This is a genomic window from Streptodolium elevatio (genome assembly GCF_053592165.1).
The window spans coordinates 151,812-169,519 of record NZ_JBSFVE010000017.1 but is presented as its reverse complement, the minus strand read 5'-3'; the positions used below and the strand labels follow the sequence as shown (position 1 = coordinate 169,519).

Annotated in this window: 17 protein-coding genes and 2 pseudogenes; 6 read left to right on the top strand and 13 right to left on the bottom strand. The window is 71.7% G+C overall.

The annotated features are described in order from the left end of the window. Positions 1-43: 43 nt before the first annotated feature. Positions 44-1,672, top strand: coding sequence for a hypothetical protein (locus ACWD12_RS28485; RefSeq protein WP_450101964.1), 1,629 nt, complete (start codon positions 44-46; stop codon positions 1,670-1,672). 99 nt (positions 1,673-1,771) lie between these two features. On the opposite strand, the gene ACWD12_RS28480 is transcribed toward ACWD12_RS28485, so the two are convergent. After that, entirely contained in the window at positions 1,772-2,395 is a 624-nt protein-coding gene (locus ACWD12_RS28480) for a cytochrome c oxidase subunit II (RefSeq protein ID WP_450101963.1), read from the bottom strand. Between the two features lie 232 nt (positions 2,396-2,627). Between ACWD12_RS28480 and ACWD12_RS28475 the strand changes: the two genes are divergently transcribed. Together ACWD12_RS28475 and ACWD12_RS28470 are read left to right on the top strand one after the other, a co-directional pair. Then, on the top strand, positions 2,628-3,032 hold the full coding sequence (locus tag ACWD12_RS28475) for a nuclear transport factor 2 family protein (RefSeq protein WP_358363817.1): 405 nt from the start codon (positions 2,628-2,630) through the stop codon (positions 3,030-3,032). Positions 3,033-3,305: 273 nt separating this feature from the next. After that, positions 3,306-6,086 carry a VWD domain-containing protein gene (locus ACWD12_RS28470; protein WP_450101962.1) on the top strand — a complete coding sequence of 927 codons (2,781 nt, stop codon included), beginning with the start codon at positions 3,306-3,308 and terminating at the stop codon, positions 6,084-6,086. 27 nt (positions 6,087-6,113) lie between these two features. On the opposite strand, the gene ACWD12_RS28465 is transcribed toward ACWD12_RS28470, so the two are convergent. Beyond that, positions 6,114-7,127, bottom strand: a complete 1,014-nt coding sequence (locus ACWD12_RS28465) for a saccharopine dehydrogenase (protein ID WP_450101961.1) — start codon at positions 7,125-7,127, stop codon at positions 6,114-6,116. A 104-nt stretch (positions 7,128-7,231) separates the two neighbouring features. Here ACWD12_RS28465 and ACWD12_RS28460 point away from each other — a divergent pair, with 104 nt between their 5' ends. Continuing rightward, entirely contained in the window at positions 7,232-7,822 is a 591-nt protein-coding gene (locus ACWD12_RS28460) for a TetR/AcrR family transcriptional regulator (RefSeq protein WP_450101960.1), read from the top strand. A gap of 504 nt (positions 7,823-8,326) precedes the next feature. On the opposite strand, the gene ACWD12_RS28455 is transcribed toward ACWD12_RS28460, so the two are convergent. From ACWD12_RS28455 to ACWD12_RS28420, 8 genes and pseudogenes are all read right to left on the bottom strand, one after another. Next, on the bottom strand, positions 8,327-9,010 hold the full coding sequence (locus tag ACWD12_RS28455; RefSeq protein ID WP_450101959.1) for a class F sortase: 684 nt from the start codon (positions 9,008-9,010) through the stop codon (positions 8,327-8,329). A gap of 136 nt (positions 9,011-9,146) precedes the next feature. Next, the gene (locus tag ACWD12_RS28450; RefSeq protein ID WP_450101958.1) at positions 9,147-9,776 is read right to left on the bottom strand and encodes a hypothetical protein; all 630 of its coding nucleotides are present in this window, start codon (positions 9,774-9,776) and stop codon (positions 9,147-9,149) included. A 202-nt stretch (positions 9,777-9,978) separates the two neighbouring features. Further along, positions 9,979-10,383, bottom strand: coding sequence for an outer membrane protein assembly factor BamB family protein (locus ACWD12_RS28445; protein WP_450101957.1), 405 nt, complete (start codon positions 10,381-10,383; stop codon positions 9,979-9,981). Positions 10,384-10,414: 31 nt separating this feature from the next. Then, a pseudogene (locus ACWD12_RS28440) lies at positions 10,415-10,714 on the bottom strand (outer membrane protein assembly factor BamB family protein); the annotation flags it as partial. Positions 10,715-11,012: 298 nt separating this feature from the next. Beyond that, positions 11,013-12,020: an LLM class flavin-dependent oxidoreductase gene (locus ACWD12_RS28435; protein ID WP_450101956.1), complete on the bottom strand. Its 1,008-nt coding sequence runs from the start codon at positions 12,018-12,020 to the stop codon at positions 11,013-11,015. Beyond that, on the bottom strand, positions 12,017-12,901 hold the full coding sequence (locus ACWD12_RS28430; protein ID WP_450101955.1) for an amidohydrolase family protein: 885 nt from the start codon (positions 12,899-12,901) through the stop codon (positions 12,017-12,019). Before ACWD12_RS28430 ends, ACWD12_RS28435 begins: the two co-directional genes overlap by 4 nt. Before the next feature lie 105 nt (positions 12,902-13,006). After that, positions 13,007-13,465, bottom strand: coding sequence for a nuclear transport factor 2 family protein (locus ACWD12_RS28425; protein ID WP_450101954.1), 459 nt, complete (start codon positions 13,463-13,465; stop codon positions 13,007-13,009). Further along, positions 13,462-13,929: a nuclear transport factor 2 family protein gene (locus ACWD12_RS28420; RefSeq protein WP_450101953.1), complete on the bottom strand. Its 468-nt coding sequence runs from the start codon at positions 13,927-13,929 to the stop codon at positions 13,462-13,464. The genes ACWD12_RS28425 and ACWD12_RS28420 overlap by 4 nt, the downstream gene beginning before the upstream one ends. A gap of 136 nt (positions 13,930-14,065) precedes the next feature. Here ACWD12_RS28420 and ACWD12_RS28415 point away from each other — a divergent pair, with 136 nt between their 5' ends. Beyond that, positions 14,066-15,001, top strand: coding sequence for an IclR family transcriptional regulator (locus ACWD12_RS28415; RefSeq protein WP_450101952.1), 936 nt, complete (start codon positions 14,066-14,068; stop codon positions 14,999-15,001). A gap of 111 nt (positions 15,002-15,112) precedes the next feature. Here the strand turns inward: ACWD12_RS28415 and ACWD12_RS28410 are convergent, their stop codons facing one another. Further along, the gene (locus tag ACWD12_RS28410) at positions 15,113-15,547 is read right to left on the bottom strand and encodes a VOC family protein (protein ID WP_450101951.1); all 435 of its coding nucleotides are present in this window, start codon (positions 15,545-15,547) and stop codon (positions 15,113-15,115) included. A gap of 329 nt (positions 15,548-15,876) precedes the next feature. Here ACWD12_RS28410 and ACWD12_RS28405 point away from each other — a divergent pair, with 329 nt between their 5' ends. Further along, a complete protein-coding gene (locus ACWD12_RS28405; protein WP_450101950.1) occupies positions 15,877-16,242 on the top strand; it encodes a hypothetical protein in 366 nt (121 codons plus the stop codon). 9 nt (positions 16,243-16,251) lie between these two features. On the opposite strand, the gene ACWD12_RS28400 is transcribed toward ACWD12_RS28405, so the two are convergent. After that, positions 16,252-17,079 carry an SCO6745 family protein gene (locus tag ACWD12_RS28400; RefSeq protein ID WP_450101949.1) on the bottom strand — a complete coding sequence of 276 codons (828 nt, stop codon included), beginning with the start codon at positions 17,077-17,079 and terminating at the stop codon, positions 16,252-16,254. A 139-nt stretch (positions 17,080-17,218) separates the two neighbouring features. Continuing rightward, positions 17,219-17,622: pseudogene (locus ACWD12_RS28395) on the bottom strand (ATP-binding protein); the annotation flags it as partial. Between the last annotated feature and the right edge of the window lie 86 nt (positions 17,623-17,708).

Sequence of the window (17,708 nt, the reverse complement as noted above, 5' to 3'; positions counted from 1 at the left end):
GGTGGGCCTGCGGCGGACGCCAACCAACCGGCATACTTCGGCAGTGCGCGAACACCTGGCTCTGCCCGACGAGGGCAAACCCGACGCCGTGCAGCCGTGGACGGCGTCCGGCGCGGACGCCTGGGCCGCGGTCCGGCCCCACTGGTTCTTGCGCGTGTGGTGGCCCGCGGCGGCGATGGTCGCGGTCGGCTTCACCGTGCTGTCCACCGCGGTGCCGCAGAGCTGCGGCGCCGGCGGCCCGTGCGCGCCGGACACATCCGCGCCGGTGATGTTCGCACTCATGGTGGTGTACGTCGTATCGCTCGTCAGACTCCCATGGATGGCGACGCTCTGCGCCCCCGCGCTCGCGATCGCAGCCGCCCTCACGGATCCGATGACAAACGACGGCGCGTGGCGTTGGTGGCTTCTGGCCGGCGCGCTGCTGTGGGGGTTCGCGGCGCAGACCGCCGCGCTGCTCGTGGCGCGGCGCCGCGGCCGGCTTTTCGCCGCCGACGGGCTGGACATCGCCGCCGCCCCGTCCGGTCGTTGGGACCGGAAGGCGTCCCTGCGTACGGCGGGGCTCGCCGGCGTGCTCCTGATGGCGGCAGGGGTATCCGCCGCGGGCGGAGCCGCCGACCGACCGGATCGTGCCGATGCGGCAGTGGTGGCGCACGACAGCTCGCTCGTCGGCCGGGACGGACGCTTCGGCACGTTCGTGGACCCGGACGTGGATCCGAACCCTTACCAGGAACCACCTCCTGCCGCGTTGGAGGATTGGTACCGACAACAGAACCAGGCGACGGAACAACGTGTTCAGATCACGGTCCTGGAAAGCGCGATCACGGCCGTGCCGCCGCGGCCCGGCGAGACGGACCGGCAGGACGGCGCACTGAACCAACGCGGTTTCACCTACGGGTGGCGCCTGACCGACATCTCGGCGGCGACCTGGTGGGGCATCCTGGCGGCGGGACCCGTGTTCGTGACCCTGGCCGGCGCGCTCCTGGCACCTGCGCGCGCGGCTCGGTCGGCAAACGGCTCGGCGCCCGCGCGCCTTGTTCTCGTACGCGAACACCGCCCGGGGCGCACAATCGTGTACCCGGCCGACGACCGGTACGGCCGCACCCCTTTGTTCGGCTGCGACGTGCCCTCGCCGAGCGCGTCCGACCGCATGTGCGAAGCGGTCCTGTACGGAGTGCCCCGCCCCCGCGCGTCCGTGGCCCTGACCGTGCCGACCGCGGATGGCGGGACGCGTACCGGCATTGCCGCCACCGGGATCCGGCTGATCCGGCCCGCCGCACGCGCCCCCTACCGCCCCCGCCAACTGGACGTGACCGCGGCCCAGATGGCCCCGCGGGAGGCGGCGGTGGTGTGGCGCACCCGAACCGGCACCGTGGCCGGCGACGCCGACGGCATCCATCTGACCGCCGCTTGGGGACGCCGTACCGTCGCATGGTCGGACGTTGCCGAAGTGTCCTACGTCGTCCGCACGTTGGTGGTCACGACCACCTCGGGCCGACGCGCGCTCCTCCCTGGGCAGAGCGAACTGGCCCATGTGGCAGCCGTCCTCGCCACCATGCACGCCAACCCGGACCTGCGCCCCACCGAACGGGACCGGCATGCTCCCGCGCCCCGCCTCCTGTGGCTCCTTCTCCTCGCAGCCTTGACGGCGCTGTCGGCGTACCTGTTCCTGTAGTTCCCTCTCCGGTCACGGACGCAGGGCCGAACGGCGTCGCCAGTCCCTTCTGCCGGCTGCCGGACACCACGCAGTCACGGTGTGGCGTGCGGCAGTTGGTCAGGGCGCGGCTTCGGTTCGGGCCTGGGCTTTCAACTGGGTGAGGTGTCGCCGGTACTCCTCTGGGGTGACGACCTTTGTCGCGACGCGCATTTCGTGATGGCCGGCACCGCACAACTCCGCGCAGTGGCCGTCGTAATCGCCCACGACGTTCGGCGTGAACTCGAATTTGTTCGTCCGGCCGGGGACGAGGTCCAACTTGAGCAGGAAGGCAGGTACGTAGAGCGAGTGGATCACGTCGGTGGACTTCATCTCCAACCGCACCAGCTGTCCCTGAGGCAAGTACAGCGTGGGGACGTCCCCGCTCGCCGCGGCGTCGTGGACCGCGCCGATCTGCTGGCCGGGACCCTCTTTGTAGGTGAACGCCCACTGCCACTGCGAGCCGACCACCTCGATGACGTTGACCGGCGCGGAGGCCGGATCGGGCGCTTCCGTGGTTGCCGGACGCTTGGTCGTCGTTGTCGGGGCAGCGTCACCGGACGGCGTGCCGCCGGTGCGTGCGGCGTCCCGGACGCCGCCGGCCCCTGAGCCGTGGGCCCCGGCGGAGCACGCGGTCAGGAGCAGGGGCAGAGCCGCCAGGACCGCTGCCGTACGCAACCGCGCCCGCGACGCCCGTCCCGGCACATGCCGGCCCTTCGGCACCCGCCGCGCCCACTCCCGTTCACGATGGCCGCCCACTAGACACCCCGTCCGTTCCGTTCCGCGAGACGCGGCGAACGTAGCAGCCGAGTGAACGAGGGCGTGTTCGCGGGGCTGCGGCTGACGACGTGGCCGGCCACCTCGCGTTCGGGAGCCGGGCGAGATCCGACTCCCGAAGGCGGACCGCGGCGCCGAGCGGCGTGTACCGTCGACGCCCATGACAGCACAGTCACCGGCGCAGGTTGTGCAGAGCTTGTTCCCGTTGCTTGCCGCGGGCGAAAGCGCGGAGGCGGCGGCGTTGTTCGCCGATTCGGTGTCTTTCTCGATCCCGCACCCTCCGGGCATCCCGTGGGTGCCGGAGGTCGACTCGGCGGCGGGTATGAAGACCTTCTTCGAGCTGCTGCAAACCCACGTGCAGGCCAAGGAGTTCGACCTCCACCACGTCATCGCCGACGGCGACCACGTGGTGCTCTTCGGACGCATGGTCTCCGAGGTCAAGAAGACCGGCCGCGACATCGACACCGCGTTCGCCCTGCACACCACGGTAGAGGACGGTCGGATCACCCGCTACCACCTCTACGAGGACACGTACGCCGTCGCCAGGGCGTACAACGACAACTGATCCCGCGACGTCCCGCGACATCCCGCGGCGGAACCGACGGTCGCGAGAGTCGCGGGCAGTGATCTGCCGCGGGTTCGGCGCGGCCCGGCAGGACTCGCCGCGCGTCGGGTCGGGGATGCGGCAGGTCTGGGCTGACCGGCCGTCGGGGAACGCGCCTCGGCCGAACGGGTGTCCCCGGGGAGTGGCCGTGCCCCGAAAGGGGAGACGGACGGCATGCTTGGGTCGCCGTCTCCTCGAAGAGGCTCGCGTGTACGGTCCTCCGCTGTCGCACTCGTGGCCGCGAGCGCCCTGTTGCTGGGCGCCTGCTCGTCTGGCGGCAAGGACAAGGACACGCCCGCGCCGCCGACGGCGTGGAGCAAGGTGATGGCGATGCTCGGGCCGGACGGCTCGGTGTCCGAGGACATGGCGATGTCCGCCTTCGCGACGGTGTTCGGGCCGGTGCCGGGAGGCCAGGTCCAGTCCGGGAGCCGCGAAGACCTCACCTCGGGCTCGGCCGCGCTGCGCTGGGTCTGGAAGTACTGGGACGGGCTCACCGAGGAACAGCACGAGGCGGTCAGCCGGCTGTCCGGCTGGGACGGGCCGCCTCAGCCGGAGGGTGCCGCCGCCGCAACGGACCGGCGCCCGTCGGGGTCGGCGACGCCCACCGCATTGCGTACAGTCCGGCAGCCCTGCCCGGCTGCCGCGGTCACCGACGCCTCCGCTGTGACCGCGCGGCTGCGCGCTTGGTGGCCCAAGCTGGCCGCGAAGATCGGAGTCCCCGGCCAGGTGACGTTCCTGACCTGCCAGTTCTCCACGCCGGCACCGGTCGAGGAGGGGCAACCGCCGCCTCCGGCGAACGCCGCGGCCAGCAGCACGGGCACGGTCGACGAACGCGGCCCGTACTGCCGCATCAATTTCTACGCGCCGTACAACGCCCCGGACCGGGACGACGCGACGCGCGACGAGCTGATGATCCACGAACTGGCCCACTGCGCCGAGGGCATCATCCTCGGGAACCTCGCCGACTACGGCGCCCAGCCCCCGTGGGTGGCCGAGGGGCTTGCCGACTGGATGGCGGGCAAACTGTCCGGCCACTTCGCCTCGCGCAGCGCCCCCGGCAAGTGGACGGCGTACCTCACGCGGCAGAAGCGGCTCCTGACCGAGCACTCGTACGAGGGCCTCGGCTTCTGGTGGGAGCTGGACTTCCGCGGTGTGGACGTGTGGACGACGGGCCGGGCGGCTGTCGTGGCCTCGGCCAAGAACGGCGTGGCCCGGAACGAGGCCGCTTTCGCCGCGGCCCTGGGCGCTAAACGCCAGCTGGTTCTGGAGGGCTGGCCCGCGAGCTACACCCGTGAGATCGCCCGCGACCCCGCCTGGGACATCGTCGGCATCGGCGTGACCGGCGACAGGGTCACCCTCAAGAACACCGTGGAGGTCGCGAGTTCGGGGCAACCGGTGCCTTTCGTCAGCCCCGCCTTCGACCCGAACCAGACGGCGCTGAACATCACCGCCGAAGTGCTGCGACTCTCGCCCGGAGGCGGCGCACAGGTGTTCGGACGCTTCGGCCCCGGCACCAGCGGCGACTACGTGCTCAGCGCGCATATGGGCACCATCTTCTGCACACTCGGCTCGGCTTGCGAGTGCCCGAAGGACACGCCGGGTGAGGGTACTTCGTTCGAACGGATCAATCGGGGGCGCGGTGTCGTCGCGGTGAGCGGCGGCGAGTACGCGGCGGCGGTGCGGATCACCGGCCAGACACTCGCCGACTTCTGCGGCAGGCCCAAGACCACGCCGCAGCCCCCGCAGCCCCCGCGGCCGCCGGGAGGCGGCGGCTCCGGCGCTCAGGGCCCGCGCGGTGGCAGCACCGGCGATCCGCACCTGGTCACCTTCGACCGGCGGCACTACGACTTCCAGGCGGCCGGGGAGTTCACCCTCGCGGCGTCGCAGGACGACGACTTGCGCGTCCAGGTCCGGCAACTGCCCTTCCCGGGCTGGCCCGACGTCACCGCCAACTCGGCGGTGGCCGCCCAGGTCGCGGGCCATCGGGTCAGCTTCACCCTCGACCGGTTCCCCGGCGCCGTCACGGTCCGCGTCGACGGCCGGCCGGTCACGCCCGGCGCGCAGCCGGCCCCGCTGCCCGGTGGAGGGACGCTCACCCGCACCGGTGACGGCGACCACGAGCAGTACACGGTGCTCTGGCCGGACGAGACATCGCTCCGAGCCGAATCGATCGGCGGCTACGGATTCCAGGTCCACATCGCCCTCGCCGAAGCCCGCAAAGGCCGGATGCAGGGCCTGCTCGGCAACGCCGACGGAAGCAGGGCAAACGACCTCGACATGGGCGGAGGGCGGGTGCTGAAGGCATCGTCGGCGTACGCACCACTGCCGTTCGACGACCTGTACCACACGTACGCCGACCACTGGCGGATCCAGCAGGGTCAGTCGCTCTTCGAGTACGGGCCCGGCCAGTCGACCGCGACGTTTACAGACCGCTCGTTCCCGCGCCGCCCGACCGACGCGGCCACCGTGCCCAACCACGACGCGGCCCGCGACCAATGCCTCGCAGCGGGCGTCGTGACGCCTGAGACCCTGTCCGGGTGCACCCTAGACGTCGCGCTCACCGGCCGCGCCGAGTTCGCCGAAGCCGCCGCGGACCAGCAGCAGTTCCTCGCCGAGACACCCGACACCGGCATGCCGGAGCCGGCGCCGGTCGAGCCGCCCGAAACCACCGCGCGCCTGGGCCCCTTCTCCGGGGACGCCACTTGCGCCACGGCCACGACGTGGGTCGCCCGTTGCGACGGGACACTCACCGCGGCCCTGCCCACCGCGACCATCCGCTTCTCGGTGGAGGGCTTCAAGAAGATGATGTTCGCCGCCGAACCCTCCGCCGACTGCCGGGTGCGCTTCGCGGTCTTCGACGAGAGCGACGACACGCCGCTCCTCGACGCCGCCTCGATCTGCGAAGTCCCGAACACCGAGATCGACATCGAGCAGGAGACCTACATCATCCGCCTGAGCACCACTGATCCGGCGGCCGCCCTAGGGTACGCGTTCCTCATCGGCGGCACAGCCTGATCCCGCACCGCCGGGCGCCCAGCGTGTTCAAGTGCCGCCGGGTGCGTCGACGAACTGGGCGCCGATTTCCGCCAGGCGCTCGGCCGCGTAGGACGCGTCGAGCAGTGCCTCGGGGGTGTGGACGCCCGGCGGTACGGCCTCGCCACGCAGCCCGAGCAGCCGCTCGACACCGAGGGCGATGCCCAGCGCGGTCAGCGGTCGCTGCCCTTCCGGATGGACGAGGTAGCGGTGCAAGCTGCGCGGTTCCCCTCCTGGGCCGGTTCCCTCGACGTCGATCCGCAGCTCGACGGAGGCGGGGCCGCCGCGGCGCCGGCCCGCGGACTCGCCGACGGCGAAGTCGAAGCGGACGTTCGGCGCTCCCGTGGCGAGGGCAATGCCGGGCACGTCGAGGATGGCGATGCTCTGGCCGGGTACGCGGACCCCGTCGGTACTCGGCACATCCGTCCGTGCGTCGGGCTCGGCGACCCAGGTGAACACGCCGTCACGGCGTACCAGTCCGGCCGAGGTGGCGGTGGCCCAACGCGCCAGGTCCGCCAGCCCCGCGGGACCGCCGGCGTCCAGTTCGTCCAGGACCGCGCCGATCCGGACCGTGTCGATCCGCTCGAACTCCCTGGTGGCGTGCAGCGTCGCCAGAGCACCGATCCCCGCGCAGAAGTGGCTCGCCACTAAGACCGCTGAGGCGCTGGGCCGTTGAGCACTCGCGACGATCTCCGGTGCGATGTCCACCAGGCCGCTGGAGATGCTCAGGTACGGCAGTCCGCGCTCCTGCGCGTACCGCAGCCCCCGCAACTGGTGGTCCCACAGTGCGGCGACAACCGCCGTGTGTTCCGCGTCGGCCGGGAGGCCGAGGTCCGCGCGCCGCAGGTCGACGGTCGCGGCGGTGGCCGCGCCGAGTTCGTCCGCGACCCGCTGCGCGCGGCCGAGGTCCCGGCCCGCGATCGTCAGCGGCAGTTCCGGGTGCCATCGGCGCAGCACGGCGGCGGCGCCCGCCCCCGCCTGCCCCGAACCGCCCAGGATCAGAACCGAATTGAGCTGCCCCATGGTGGGTCTCCTTCGCGACCACTAACCTACATTTTGTAACCTACGTTTTGTAACATAGCCTGGAGTACGACAGCAAGGCCGGGAAGCGACAACAAGGGAGGGCCATGGCGACCACACCGACCCGCCTGGCCAAAGCGGCCAGACGTGAGCAGCTGCTCGACACCGCGGTGGCGATCGTGCGCACCCAGGGAGCCGACGGGCTCACGCTGGTGACCCTCGCCGAGGCCGCGGGCGTCAGCAGGCCGATCGTGTACGACCACTTCGGCACCCGCCCGGGACTGCTGCTCGCGCTCTACCGGCGCCTCGACGAACGCCACCGGGCCTCGGTCACCCGGGCGCTGCAAGACGCCGCACCCGGTGTCGAGGAGGTCGCCCACGTCATCAGCGCCGCGTACTTCGCCTGCGCCACCGACATGCCGGAGCTCAACGCCGTTTCCGCGGCGCTCAAGGGCAATCCGGACATGGAGGCGGCCGGACTGGAGATGACCGACACCTACGTGGACCTGATGGCCGCCGCGCTGCGGCCGTACGCGCACCTCGAGCCCGACGCGTTGCGGCTGTGCTGTGCCGGCGTGCTCGGTGCGGCCGATGCACTCGCCGCCGAACTGAACCGCGGGCGGGCCTCCGTGGACGACGTGGTCACCGCGCTGGTCGGCCTGATCGTGGGCGGCCTCAAGACCGGGACCGTCAGCTAGTGCTGTGACCCGGAAAGGTTCACCGGTTCCCGGCGGCCGGCATCGCTCCGGGCCTGACGGCCCTCCCAAGCGCCGCGTTGCAGACCCTCGCGAGTACGACCGAGTACGAGCTCGCCGGGCCTGGCGGCCCTCCCAAGGCCTGCGCTTTGCTCGGAAGGGCCGCCAGGCCCGGCGGCACGGCACCGAACACCGGGAACCGGCAAACCCTCCCGGCCACAGCACTAGTGCGGTGACCGCAGACCTTCACTGGTTGTCGCCGCCCGGACCCCGCGCCTCGCGGCGTTGCAGGACCTCCGTGTGAGTGGGCGAACGACCAGGAGCTACTGTCCACGTACTTCTGCGTCTCGCTCCTCGTCGTGGCCGGCGGAGCTGCGATGGGGGACTGCCGGGTGCGTACCGCCGCGTCCGGCGCCACCTCGGCCGCCGCCGGGTGAGTGCGCTCAGGTGTGCGATCGGCGAGGTTACGGCGGTTGATCTCTGCGTTGAGTTCGGGGCTGGGGCGGTTCACATGCGGGCTGTCAGGCGGGCGAAGACCACGACGTTGCCGCTGTAGCCGCGTTTGCTGTCGAAGGTTCCACCGCAGGTGATGATCCGCAGTTCGGGGTGACCGGTCCCGCCGTACACGCGTTCGACGGGGAAGCTCCGCTTGGCGAAGACCTGGATGCCGTAGATGGTGAAGACCGCGGTCACGCCGTCCGCGCGCAGCACGCGGATCGTGTCGCCCTTGCGCAGGCTGCCGGCCTTGTAGAAGACCGCCGGGCCGGTCTTGACGTCCACGTGTCCGACGACCACCGATGTGCCTTCGGCCCCCGGCGCCGGCGAACCTTCGTACCAGGCGGCGAGGTTGCGGTCGTCGACGGTGGGGGCCGCCACGCTGCCGTCGCGGTTCAGGCCGGTCAGGCCTACCGGCGCGTCGATGCGCACGTAGGGCACGACGATGCGGGTCGGCGGTGAGGCCGGGAGCGGCGGGATTGGGCGCGGTGCCGGATTGGCCGCCGCATCGGCGGGGTGCGCCGTGGCGGAGGCCACCGGATCCTTCGCGTCCGGCCGTGCCGCGCCCGCCGGTTGCGGTGGGCCGCCGCTCGGCGTGAAGCCGTCGACGGCCAGGACGATGCCCGAGACGAACGCGATCAGGACACAGGCGGCGCGCAGCAGCCGTCCGCGACGGGTGAGACGCACGGGCCGCATGCCACGCTGCCGTGCGGGGCGCGGGTGTGCGGGGCTACGGCCGCGGTCGGCCGAGTACCGGGAGGCCGCCCGATGGTCGGACGGCCTCCCGGTACGGCGCACGGCGGGCGGAGGTGTCACCGCCGGAGTACCTGGGTCAGCCGCCGCTCGGGCGCCCGCGGCGGCCGCGGCGCAGCAGCCGGTAGCCGAGGAACAGCCCGGCGCCGCCCGCCAGGGCGATGCCCGCACCGGCCTTGAACGGGTCGATCGAGTCGGCCGCGGAGCCGACGCCGGTGTCCGCGCCGCCTGCGGGAACCACGTTGCCGAACACGTCCTTGACGGTCGGGACCCCGGAGCCCGGCGGGACGTCGACGCACGAGACCTTGAAGACCTTCTGCTTCGCCTTCCCGCTCTCGCCCTCGAAGTTCCAGGTCAGCTTGTACATCCCGTTGGGCAGGGACAGCGGGCCGGTGTGCCCGGTGCCGTCCGCCAGGACGAGTGCCCCGTCGAGGTGCCCGGTGCCCTTCGCCGCCGGCTGCGGGTCGATCGACCAGGTGACCTGCTGGACCGTGTCGAAGTTGAAGGCCGCGAGGTAGAAGCGGCAGACCTTGGGTTCGTTGCGCTGGTCGTCGAACGGCGTGGTCGTCGCGTGGATCTTGACGTCACCGTTGTCACCCGGTGCGCCGTACGCCGACGGCGCTGCCAGGATCAACGATGCACCGGCGGTCGCGACCGACGCGGAGATGGCGAGCCCGCGGAGGGCTCGGCTCGGGTGGGTGGTGTTCACGTGCGGCTCCAGTTTGTGCCGACCGTCCGTTAGTCGGATATATCGACTATTGGCCGGAGTCGGTCCGCAGCCACGCACGACGGCGCCGACACTCGTGAAAGTCACCCGACTGCACGAGCCGAGCCGGGTGAGGCTTCTCCATTGGCAGGCCCCGGGAGGGCCCGACAGGCCCCGGGAGGCTCCGGTGGGAAGGCTCACCCCGTCAAGGCCGCAGGGCGAACAGCCGGCTGCGGCCGATGGCGATTCCGGCGACCAGGTCCGCGGAGACGACCAGTGGCTCGGCCAGTTCGCTTCCGGTGTCGTACCACCACCATCGCCGGCCCGTGGCGACGTCGATCGCGTGCAGGCCTCGGCGCCCGTCGTGCATGCAGACGACACCTGCCGTCGGAAGGACCGTGTCGGTGCTCATGCCGCCGGCGTCGTACCACCAGCGGCAGTGCCCGGTCGCGGCGTCGTACGCGGCCAGACCGCCGTACGATTCGCCCCCCGCTTCGTCGCCTTGCAGGTCGTAGCGCCCCACCGAAGTGAACAGCGTCCCGCTGTCGACGACGTGTATCCCCTGGCTCGGCCATTTGTCGCCGGGGGGATGCCGGCCCTGATCCGCCAAACCGTCGCCCGGACGCCCGGTCGAGCGCCACGACCTGGTCTCCGGCCTCGGCGTACACGAGGTCGCCGGCGACCGACACATGCTGCGGGTCTTCGGCCGGGAACTCCCACCGCGGTACGCCGGTCGCCAACTCCCGTGCGATGAAACCGGTTTCGTACGTCGCACCGAACACGACCCCATCGCGCACCCTGGGGCTCGCGAGGCCCGCGGTCTCGGCGGTCCATCGCACCACGCCGGTCGCCTGGTCGATCACGGTGAGGTCGGCGCCCAGCCCGTACGTCACGAAGAATCCGCCACCCGCGGTTGCCCGGCCGAGACTTCGCGGCAGCATGACGCGCCACCGTTCCCGCCCGGTGGCCGCGTCCAACTGGACGAGGCGCTGCGACGGAAGGAACTCCAGTGCGAGCAACGTGCCCGGGGGCCCTGCCACCAGAGCGTCGACGGTGCCGGTCTCGCGCACCCAGACCGGCTCCCGGACCTCGCTCGTCGGCAGCTCCGAGCGGTCGGTGTCCCGGTTCGGCCATCCGCAACCGGACACGCCGAGCGCCGACCGGATCGTATGCCGCCACGGCGTGCCGCCGCCTCAGGCCCACCCCTGATTCCGGCCCGGCAGTCGGCGACCACGCAGCTCAGACCAGGCGGCTGACGACCTTGTCGGCGAAAGTGCGCATGAAGGCGATCGGGTCGGGGACGAACTGCGCGACGACGAGGTTGTGGATGCCCGCCTCCTCGATCTCGGCGAGCCGGTCCGCGCAGTGCTCGATGGGGCCGGCGATGGTCGAGTGGCCCGCGAGCCAGGCGGTCAGGCCGAGTTCGTCGACGAGGGACGCGTTGTGCGCGGCGGTCTCGGGTGACGCGTGGTGGGTGGAGTCGTAGCGGCGCTTGAGCTCCTCGACCTTGGGCACCAGCGCGGGCGGCAGGCCCTTGCCTTCCGTGGTGAAGCGGAAGACGTGGTTGGCGGTGCCGGCCAGGACGGAGCGGACCTGGGCTATGCCCTCGGCCTCGGTGGCGGCGGGGACGACGTTGGCCATGCACCAGATCTCTAGGTCGGCCAGGGTACGTCCGGCCTCGGCCGCGCCGTCGGCGATGTGCGCCAGATTGCGCGTATACGCCTCGCGGGTCAGGGAGTTGGACAGGATGACGCCGTCCGCGCTGCGTCCGGCGGCGCGCAGGGTGCGGGGGCCCTCGGCGGCCATCCACACCGGGGTCGAGGCCGGTGCCCAGCGTTGCACGAGGTCGGTGCCCTGCCAGGTGGCGTGGCCACCGCGGGTGAGGGCCCGTACGGTACGGACGTACGTCTCGGTCTCGTCGACGGTTCCCGGCCGTACGCCGATGTTGCGCAGCGCGGAGTCGCCGGATGCGATGCCGAGGACGAACCGCCCGCCGCTGATGTGCTGGAGCGCGGAGGCGGCGGACGCGGCGACGGCCGGGTGGCGTGTCTTGGGGTTGGAGACGGTGATGCCGAGGCGCTGGGTGGTGGTGCGCTGTGCGGCGAAGGCGAGCGAGACGTACGGGTCGGCCCACAGGGACTGCGAGTCGCCGGTGGTGAGCATGGCGTACCCGCAGTCGGCGGCGACGTCGAGCCAGGCGGCGTAGTCGTCGAAGTTCTTGACGGTGGTGCCGGTGGCGAACTTCACGAGGTGGCACCTCCGTTCGCCAATTTGAGGATGCGCCGGGTGTTGTCGGCGAGGATCTGCCGCTTGTCGTCGTCGGGCAGTTCCGAGTCCAGGATCTGGCCGAGTACGTGGGTGCGCCGGTAGCCCAGGGGAGGGGAGTACAGGTCGGTGCCGAAGACGAGGCGCGAGGCGCCGTGGCGACGTACGAACGGCTCGACGAGGTCGAAGGTGTAGGCCAGCGAGGTGTCGAAGACGAGATTGGGGGCCGACTCGCCGACCGAGAGCGCTTGTTGGCACTGCTCGAAGGAGGAGAACGCGTCGAGGACCACCATGGTGAGGTCGGGGAAGTCCCGTCCGAGTTCCTGGACTTGCCACAGCGCCTCGTTCGCCGATTCGCCGATGGCGTGGACGAAGGGGACGAGGCTGCGCTCGCCGCAGCGTTCGATGATGGCGCGGACGAGCGGCGAGCCGACGGCGACGCCGTGGAAGCGGGCGTGGATGCTGATGCCGCGCAGGCCGAGTTGGTCGGCGCAGCGGTCGATCTCGGCGAGTCCGGCGGGCCCGTACAGCGGTTCGGTGACGCCGATCGCGGCCGGGAACCGGTCGGGTGCCGCGTCGCGGTAGGCGGCGATGGTGTCGTTGACTCGGCGGGTGTCGGCCAGGCCGTTCGGCCGGAGGTAGCTGTGCCCGGGGATCACCACGGCCTGGCCGATGCCGTTGCGGTCCATCGTCGCCAGGCGCGTTTCGCGTTCGCCGGCGATACCCCTGTCATCGCCGGAGTCGGCGCCGGACGCGCCTGACCGTCCGGAGGCTTCGGAGGGGACGGACGGCCCCGCCAACCCTGACGGGCCGGACACATCGGCCACGTGGTGGTGGCAGTCGAGAACGTGGAAATCGGTCATGTCGCGGTCCTCTCGCACGCGCGGAACGGCGCGCTCTCGCGGCGGCTTGGGGGAGCCCGGTGACGCCCCCGCCGAACTCCTGGGAACAACAGGCTCGGTGGGATGTCAGTCCACGACGAACAGGTCACGTGTGCCGAGTTCGGCGGTGACCTCCTGCCGCCACGTGGCCAGCCGCCAGCCGTCGGCGGTGCGCACCGCGTCGGCGTGGTACCAACCGAAGCACTCGTACGTCAGCGCCGCGTGCCTGCCCGCGCCGATGTGGTGGACGCGCATCTTGACGGTCAGTTCGGCCCGGTCGCCGTCGACGGTGACGCGGTGGTTGCCGAGCAGGTGCTGTGTCGGGCCGCAGGCGTCCAGATAGCCGCGGATCATGCCGACCACGGTCCGCCGCCCGTTGATGACGTGCTGGCCGTTGTAGTCGGCGGCCACGTCCTCGGTGAGCACGTCGTCGAGCGCCGCCCAGTCGCGGCGGTCCAGGGCGTCGGCGTACGCGTTGGCCAGGTCGGTCACCGCGAATCGGTCGGCCGCGGCCGTCTCGTGCGCGGCGGACTCGTGCGTGGTCATGCCGCCCCCTGGGGGAGTCCGCCGGCCAACGGGTCGATGCGAAGGCGCGCCACCCGGGTCGAGGCGATGCGCCACGCGCCGCGTTCGATCCGGTATTCGTCGTGGTAGTGCCCGTACCCGTGGAAGCCTTGCGGGGCGCCCTCGGACGGGAACTCGACGTAGTCGAACATCGCCCACACCCCGGTCGCCGCGGCGGCGGAGGTGAAGGTGATCTCCGGCATGTGGCCGTGGTGCACCGTGCGCAGCGGGGCCAGCACCTCGGACATGAACGCGATGATCGCGTCCCCGCCCTCGTTGGCGAACCCGTCGATGTCCATCCGCGCGTCGTCGGTGAACACCTCCCGCATGGCGGCCCAGTCTTTGGTGTCCATGAGTCGGAAGTAGCGGGCCTTGAGCTGCTTGATGTCCTCGATCGCCGCGAGCCGTTCGACCACCGGCAGCGGTTCGGGGCCGGGTGAAGCCACGAAGCCTCCAATGACAAATATTCAACACTTGCTGTCGAGCGGGTACGGTAGCCCTGCTCACCAACGAGATCAACAGGCAGACCGCGCCGACCCGGGATGGCACCGGCGGCCGAAAGCGAAGGAGGAACGGCGACCCGTGCCCGCCGCCGAGAGCCGTGACGCGTGGTCCGCGATGCCGTCCCCGCCAACCGACCGAGTGGTCGCCGTCGTCGAGTTCCTCGCCTCCCGGCCCGCCGAGCCGGCCACCGTCGCCGAACTCGTCCGCCACCTCGGCTTCAACCGCGCGACCTGCCACGCGGTCCTGGCCGCGCTGGTCCGCTCCGGCTGGGTGCTCCGCGATCCGGCGGAGAAGACCTTCACCCCCGGCCCCGCGCTCATCGCCCTCGGCCGCGCCGCCGAATCCGGCGTCCCCGCGGCGCGCGCCGCGGACGGCGAACTCGCCGTCCTCGCCAAGGACCTCGGCCTGACCGCCACCATCAGCTACCCCAGCGGCGACCACATCGTCGTCGGCAGCCGCAGCCCCGCGACCCCGAGCGGCGGCGACACGGTACGCGTCGGCCAGCGCTACCCGTTCGCGCCCCCGTACGGCCCCGGCCTCGTCGCGTGGGGGACCGCCGCCGACATCGAGCGCTGGCTCGGCCGCGCCCCCCGCACCGACGACGCCGGCCTCCGCCGCTTCCACGACGTCCTGGCCGCCGTCCGTCGCCGCGGCTACACCGTCGAGAGCATGACCGCGGCGTCCCGGCGCCTGGGCGAGGTCCTGGCCGAACTCGACTCGCTGTCCCCACGCCAACGCCCCGCCGTCACCGAACTGCTCCACGAGATCGGCGGCATCGAGTACCTCGACGACGACCTGCGGGACGGACAGCCGTACCCCATCAGCGTCATGTCGGCCCCCGCGTTCGCCGGGGACGGCACCGCCGCACTCAACATCAGCGTGCACGTGTGGCGCGACCTCGACCCGCCCACCATCCGGGCCATCGGCGAACGGCTGCTGACGGCCTCCCACGCCGTCACGCGCGAACTGCGCGGAACCGCCCCGCCGGACTTCCCCGCCGCCACCCGGCGCTGACCCGGAACCGACCGCCGCGCACTTCGTCGAGCCGTCGAGGCCGGGCCCGCCGCAACCCGGCTCTCCGAAGCCCGCGCGACAACTGTTGCCGACGGCGTGCGGTGCGCCCCCTCAGTCGAGGCAGAACTCGTTGCCCTCGATGTCCCGCATCCCGATGCACGACTCGTTGAACTCGTCGGCGGTGAGCAGCCGTTCGCGGACCGCACCGAGCGCGACAAGTCGTGCGCACTCGGCTTCGAGGGCGGCGAGGCGCTCTTCCCCGACGAGCCCGGTGCCGACCCGTACGTCGAGATGCACCCGGTTCTTGACGACCTTGCCTTCGGGAACGCGCTGGAAGAACAGTCGCGGGCCCACCCCCGAGGGATCGGCACAAGCGAACGCGGCGCCCCGGCGTTCGGGCGGCAGCGAGCGCTCGTAGCCGTCCCAACTGGCAAACCCCTTGGGCGGGGGCGGTACGACGTACCCCAGCACCTCGCACCAGAAGCGAGCGACGCGCTCCGGCTCCGCGCAGTCGAAAGTGACCTGGATCTTCCTGATCGACACCATCGGTCCACGGTAGCGCGCACTGGTCGCCGGGCCGGCCGGGGCAGGGCCGGGTAGGACTCGGCCGGGCCGGGCAGGGGCGCGGCTTCCCGCGGCGGCGGGCCGCCGCACGCGAACGTGCCCGAGATGACCGGCAAGCGCCATGGTCCGGGACAGGCGGTGAGGCCGCCCTGGATTTAAAATATGACATACACTAAATTGGCCGCATGCTTCGTCGCGCAGCACGCAGGCGCTGCTGCGCGGAGCCGATCGCGGGGTGATCCAGCGGAACGGTCCGGCCCACGATCACCGCGCACCACTTCGACACCGTCGAGGAACTGCAGAACGAGTCGATGTTCCATCGTGGCGACCCGGTCGGTCGGCCCGACGAGCGGGACGTCGAGGGATTGCGCCACCGGTCCCTGCTCGGGTACGACGCGGCGCGCGGCGACTGGGCGATCACCACCGACGGTGAGGTGATCCGCCGCTACCGTGCGGAGGAGATGCGGCTGCCGGAGCACTGGAACGTCGAGGTCTACAGCGACCTCGACGACCTGACCCACGACATCGTCTTCGAACGCCTCCTCGCCGACACGCACGCCCGCGGAACGAACGTCGCCGAGCCCTCGGACCCGCTGCACGACAAAGAGTTCATCCGCGCGCTGATCGCCGCCTATTCGATCAGTCCCGCCACGGAATGGGCAGCCCTGTCGGTCTGAACCCCCTCGTCACTGCGAACCAGCGGCCACCAGCGTCGCGGTGACGGGTTCGAGCTCGGCGACCAGCTCGTCGAGCTCGGTGGGGGAGAGGGCGTCGTAGGGCGCGGCGGCGAGTTCGTCGGTGAGGGCCTCGATGCGCTGCGTGGTCTCGCGTCCGGCGTCGGTGAACCGGCCGTCGGCGTCCACGAGCCCGCGCCCGCGCAGTCCGTCCATGACCGCGGCCAGCCGCTTCTTCGGCAGGTGGTGGATGCGCCCGAACGACTCCGGCGGGTGGATGCCCTGAGCCAGCGCGGAGAGTACGTGGGCCTCCGTACCGCCGATGCGTGCACCGACGAGGGCGGCCACATGCCCGTCGCCGCGGTGCTCGCGCAACATGTTCGCGGAATGCCACAGCCGGGCGACCGGATCGCGCGGCACCGGCAGAGTGCGCAGCCCGGCGTACATCACCCGGCCTTCCGTGGGTGCGCTCGTCGCGGCCTTGGTGGTCAGGTCGGCGGCGCGTACCAGGCCCGGGGAGTCGGCCAGTTCGTCGCCGAGGATCCGCCGGAGGGAGGCCGTGCTGCCCCGCTCCCGGGCCGCGACGGACGCCTCGGGCGGGATCTTCTCCCACGCGCTCGGGATGTGCCGCGCGGCCTCCCCGTCGGCGAAGCTGTAGAACACCGCGTGCACGACCTGCGCCGGCACCCGCCCCAGCGGGGCGGCGCGGCTGGCGAAGTAGCCGTCCCAGTAGGTGCGGTGGCCGAGTGCGGCGAGCTCCTCGTTGCACTCGTCGGCGAGGTAGGTGACCAGGCAGATCGGCTCCAGGAGCTCGAACATGCGACGGGCGGTGTGGGCCATGGCCTCCATCATGCCCGCGGTCCCGCCCCGTGGGGCGATACGCGCCGCCCGATTTCCGCGTGGCCTGAATTTCAGGTACGGCATCCGGGGTGCGGCAGGCGGGACGGCCGGCGTACGGACGGCAGCTCCCCCGGCAGAGTTGCTCGGCCCAGATGGTCTTGCCGGACTGCTCGTATCTGCTGCCCCACCGACGGGTCAACTGGGCGACCAGGAACAGCCCGCGGCCGCCCTCGTCGGTGCTGCGCGCCCGCCGCAGGCGCGGCTGTGTGTTGCCGGGGTCGGAGGCTTCGCAGACGAGTACGTTCCCGCGGATCAGGCGCAGGGTGATGGGACCGCCTCCGCCGTAGCGGACCGCGTTGGTGACCAGTTCGCTGACCACGAGTTCGGTGGTGAAGGCGAGTTCGTTCAGGTCCCAGCGGTGAATTGGCGCGTGGTCAGGTCGCGGGCCTGCCCGACGCAGGCGGGGTCGGCGGCCAACTCCCATGTGGTGCTGTCCTCGTCGCCCACCGGGTGGACGCGGGCCAGCAGCAAGGTGGCGTCGTCGTCGCGCGGCGCGGGCCGCCGCCGCGTCGAGCAGGTCGTGACCGTCTTTGTCCAAGTCCCGGTGCACACAGTCGAATTGCTCCACC

Coding starts and splice junctions, on each gene's coding strand:
- ACWD12_RS28475 (WP_358363817.1), top strand. CDS start 2,628: ATGACAGCACAGTCACCGGCGCAGGTTGTGCAGAGCTTGTTCCCGTTG.
- ACWD12_RS28465 (WP_450101961.1), bottom strand. CDS start 7,127: ATGGGGCAGCTCAATTCGGTTCTGATCCTGGGCGGTTCGGGGCAGGCG.
- ACWD12_RS28460 (WP_450101960.1), top strand. CDS start 7,232: ATGGCGACCACACCGACCCGCCTGGCCAAAGCGGCCAGACGTGAGCAG.
- ACWD12_RS28455 (WP_450101959.1), bottom strand. CDS start 9,010: ATGCGGCCCGTGCGTCTCACCCGTCGCGGACGGCTGCTGCGCGCCGCC.
- ACWD12_RS28430 (WP_450101955.1), bottom strand. CDS start 12,901: ATGACCGATTTCCACGTTCTCGACTGCCACCACCACGTGGCCGATGTG.
- ACWD12_RS28425 (WP_450101954.1), bottom strand. CDS start 13,465: ATGACCACGCACGAGTCCGCCGCGCACGAGACGGCCGCGGCCGACCGA.
- ACWD12_RS28410 (WP_450101951.1), bottom strand. CDS start 15,547: ATGGTGTCGATCAGGAAGATCCAGGTCACTTTCGACTGCGCGGAGCCG.
- ACWD12_RS28405 (WP_450101950.1), top strand. CDS start 15,877: ATGTTCCATCGTGGCGACCCGGTCGGTCGGCCCGACGAGCGGGACGTC.
- ACWD12_RS28400 (WP_450101949.1), bottom strand. CDS start 17,079: ATGGCCCACACCGCCCGTCGCATGTTCGAGCTCCTGGAGCCGATCTGC.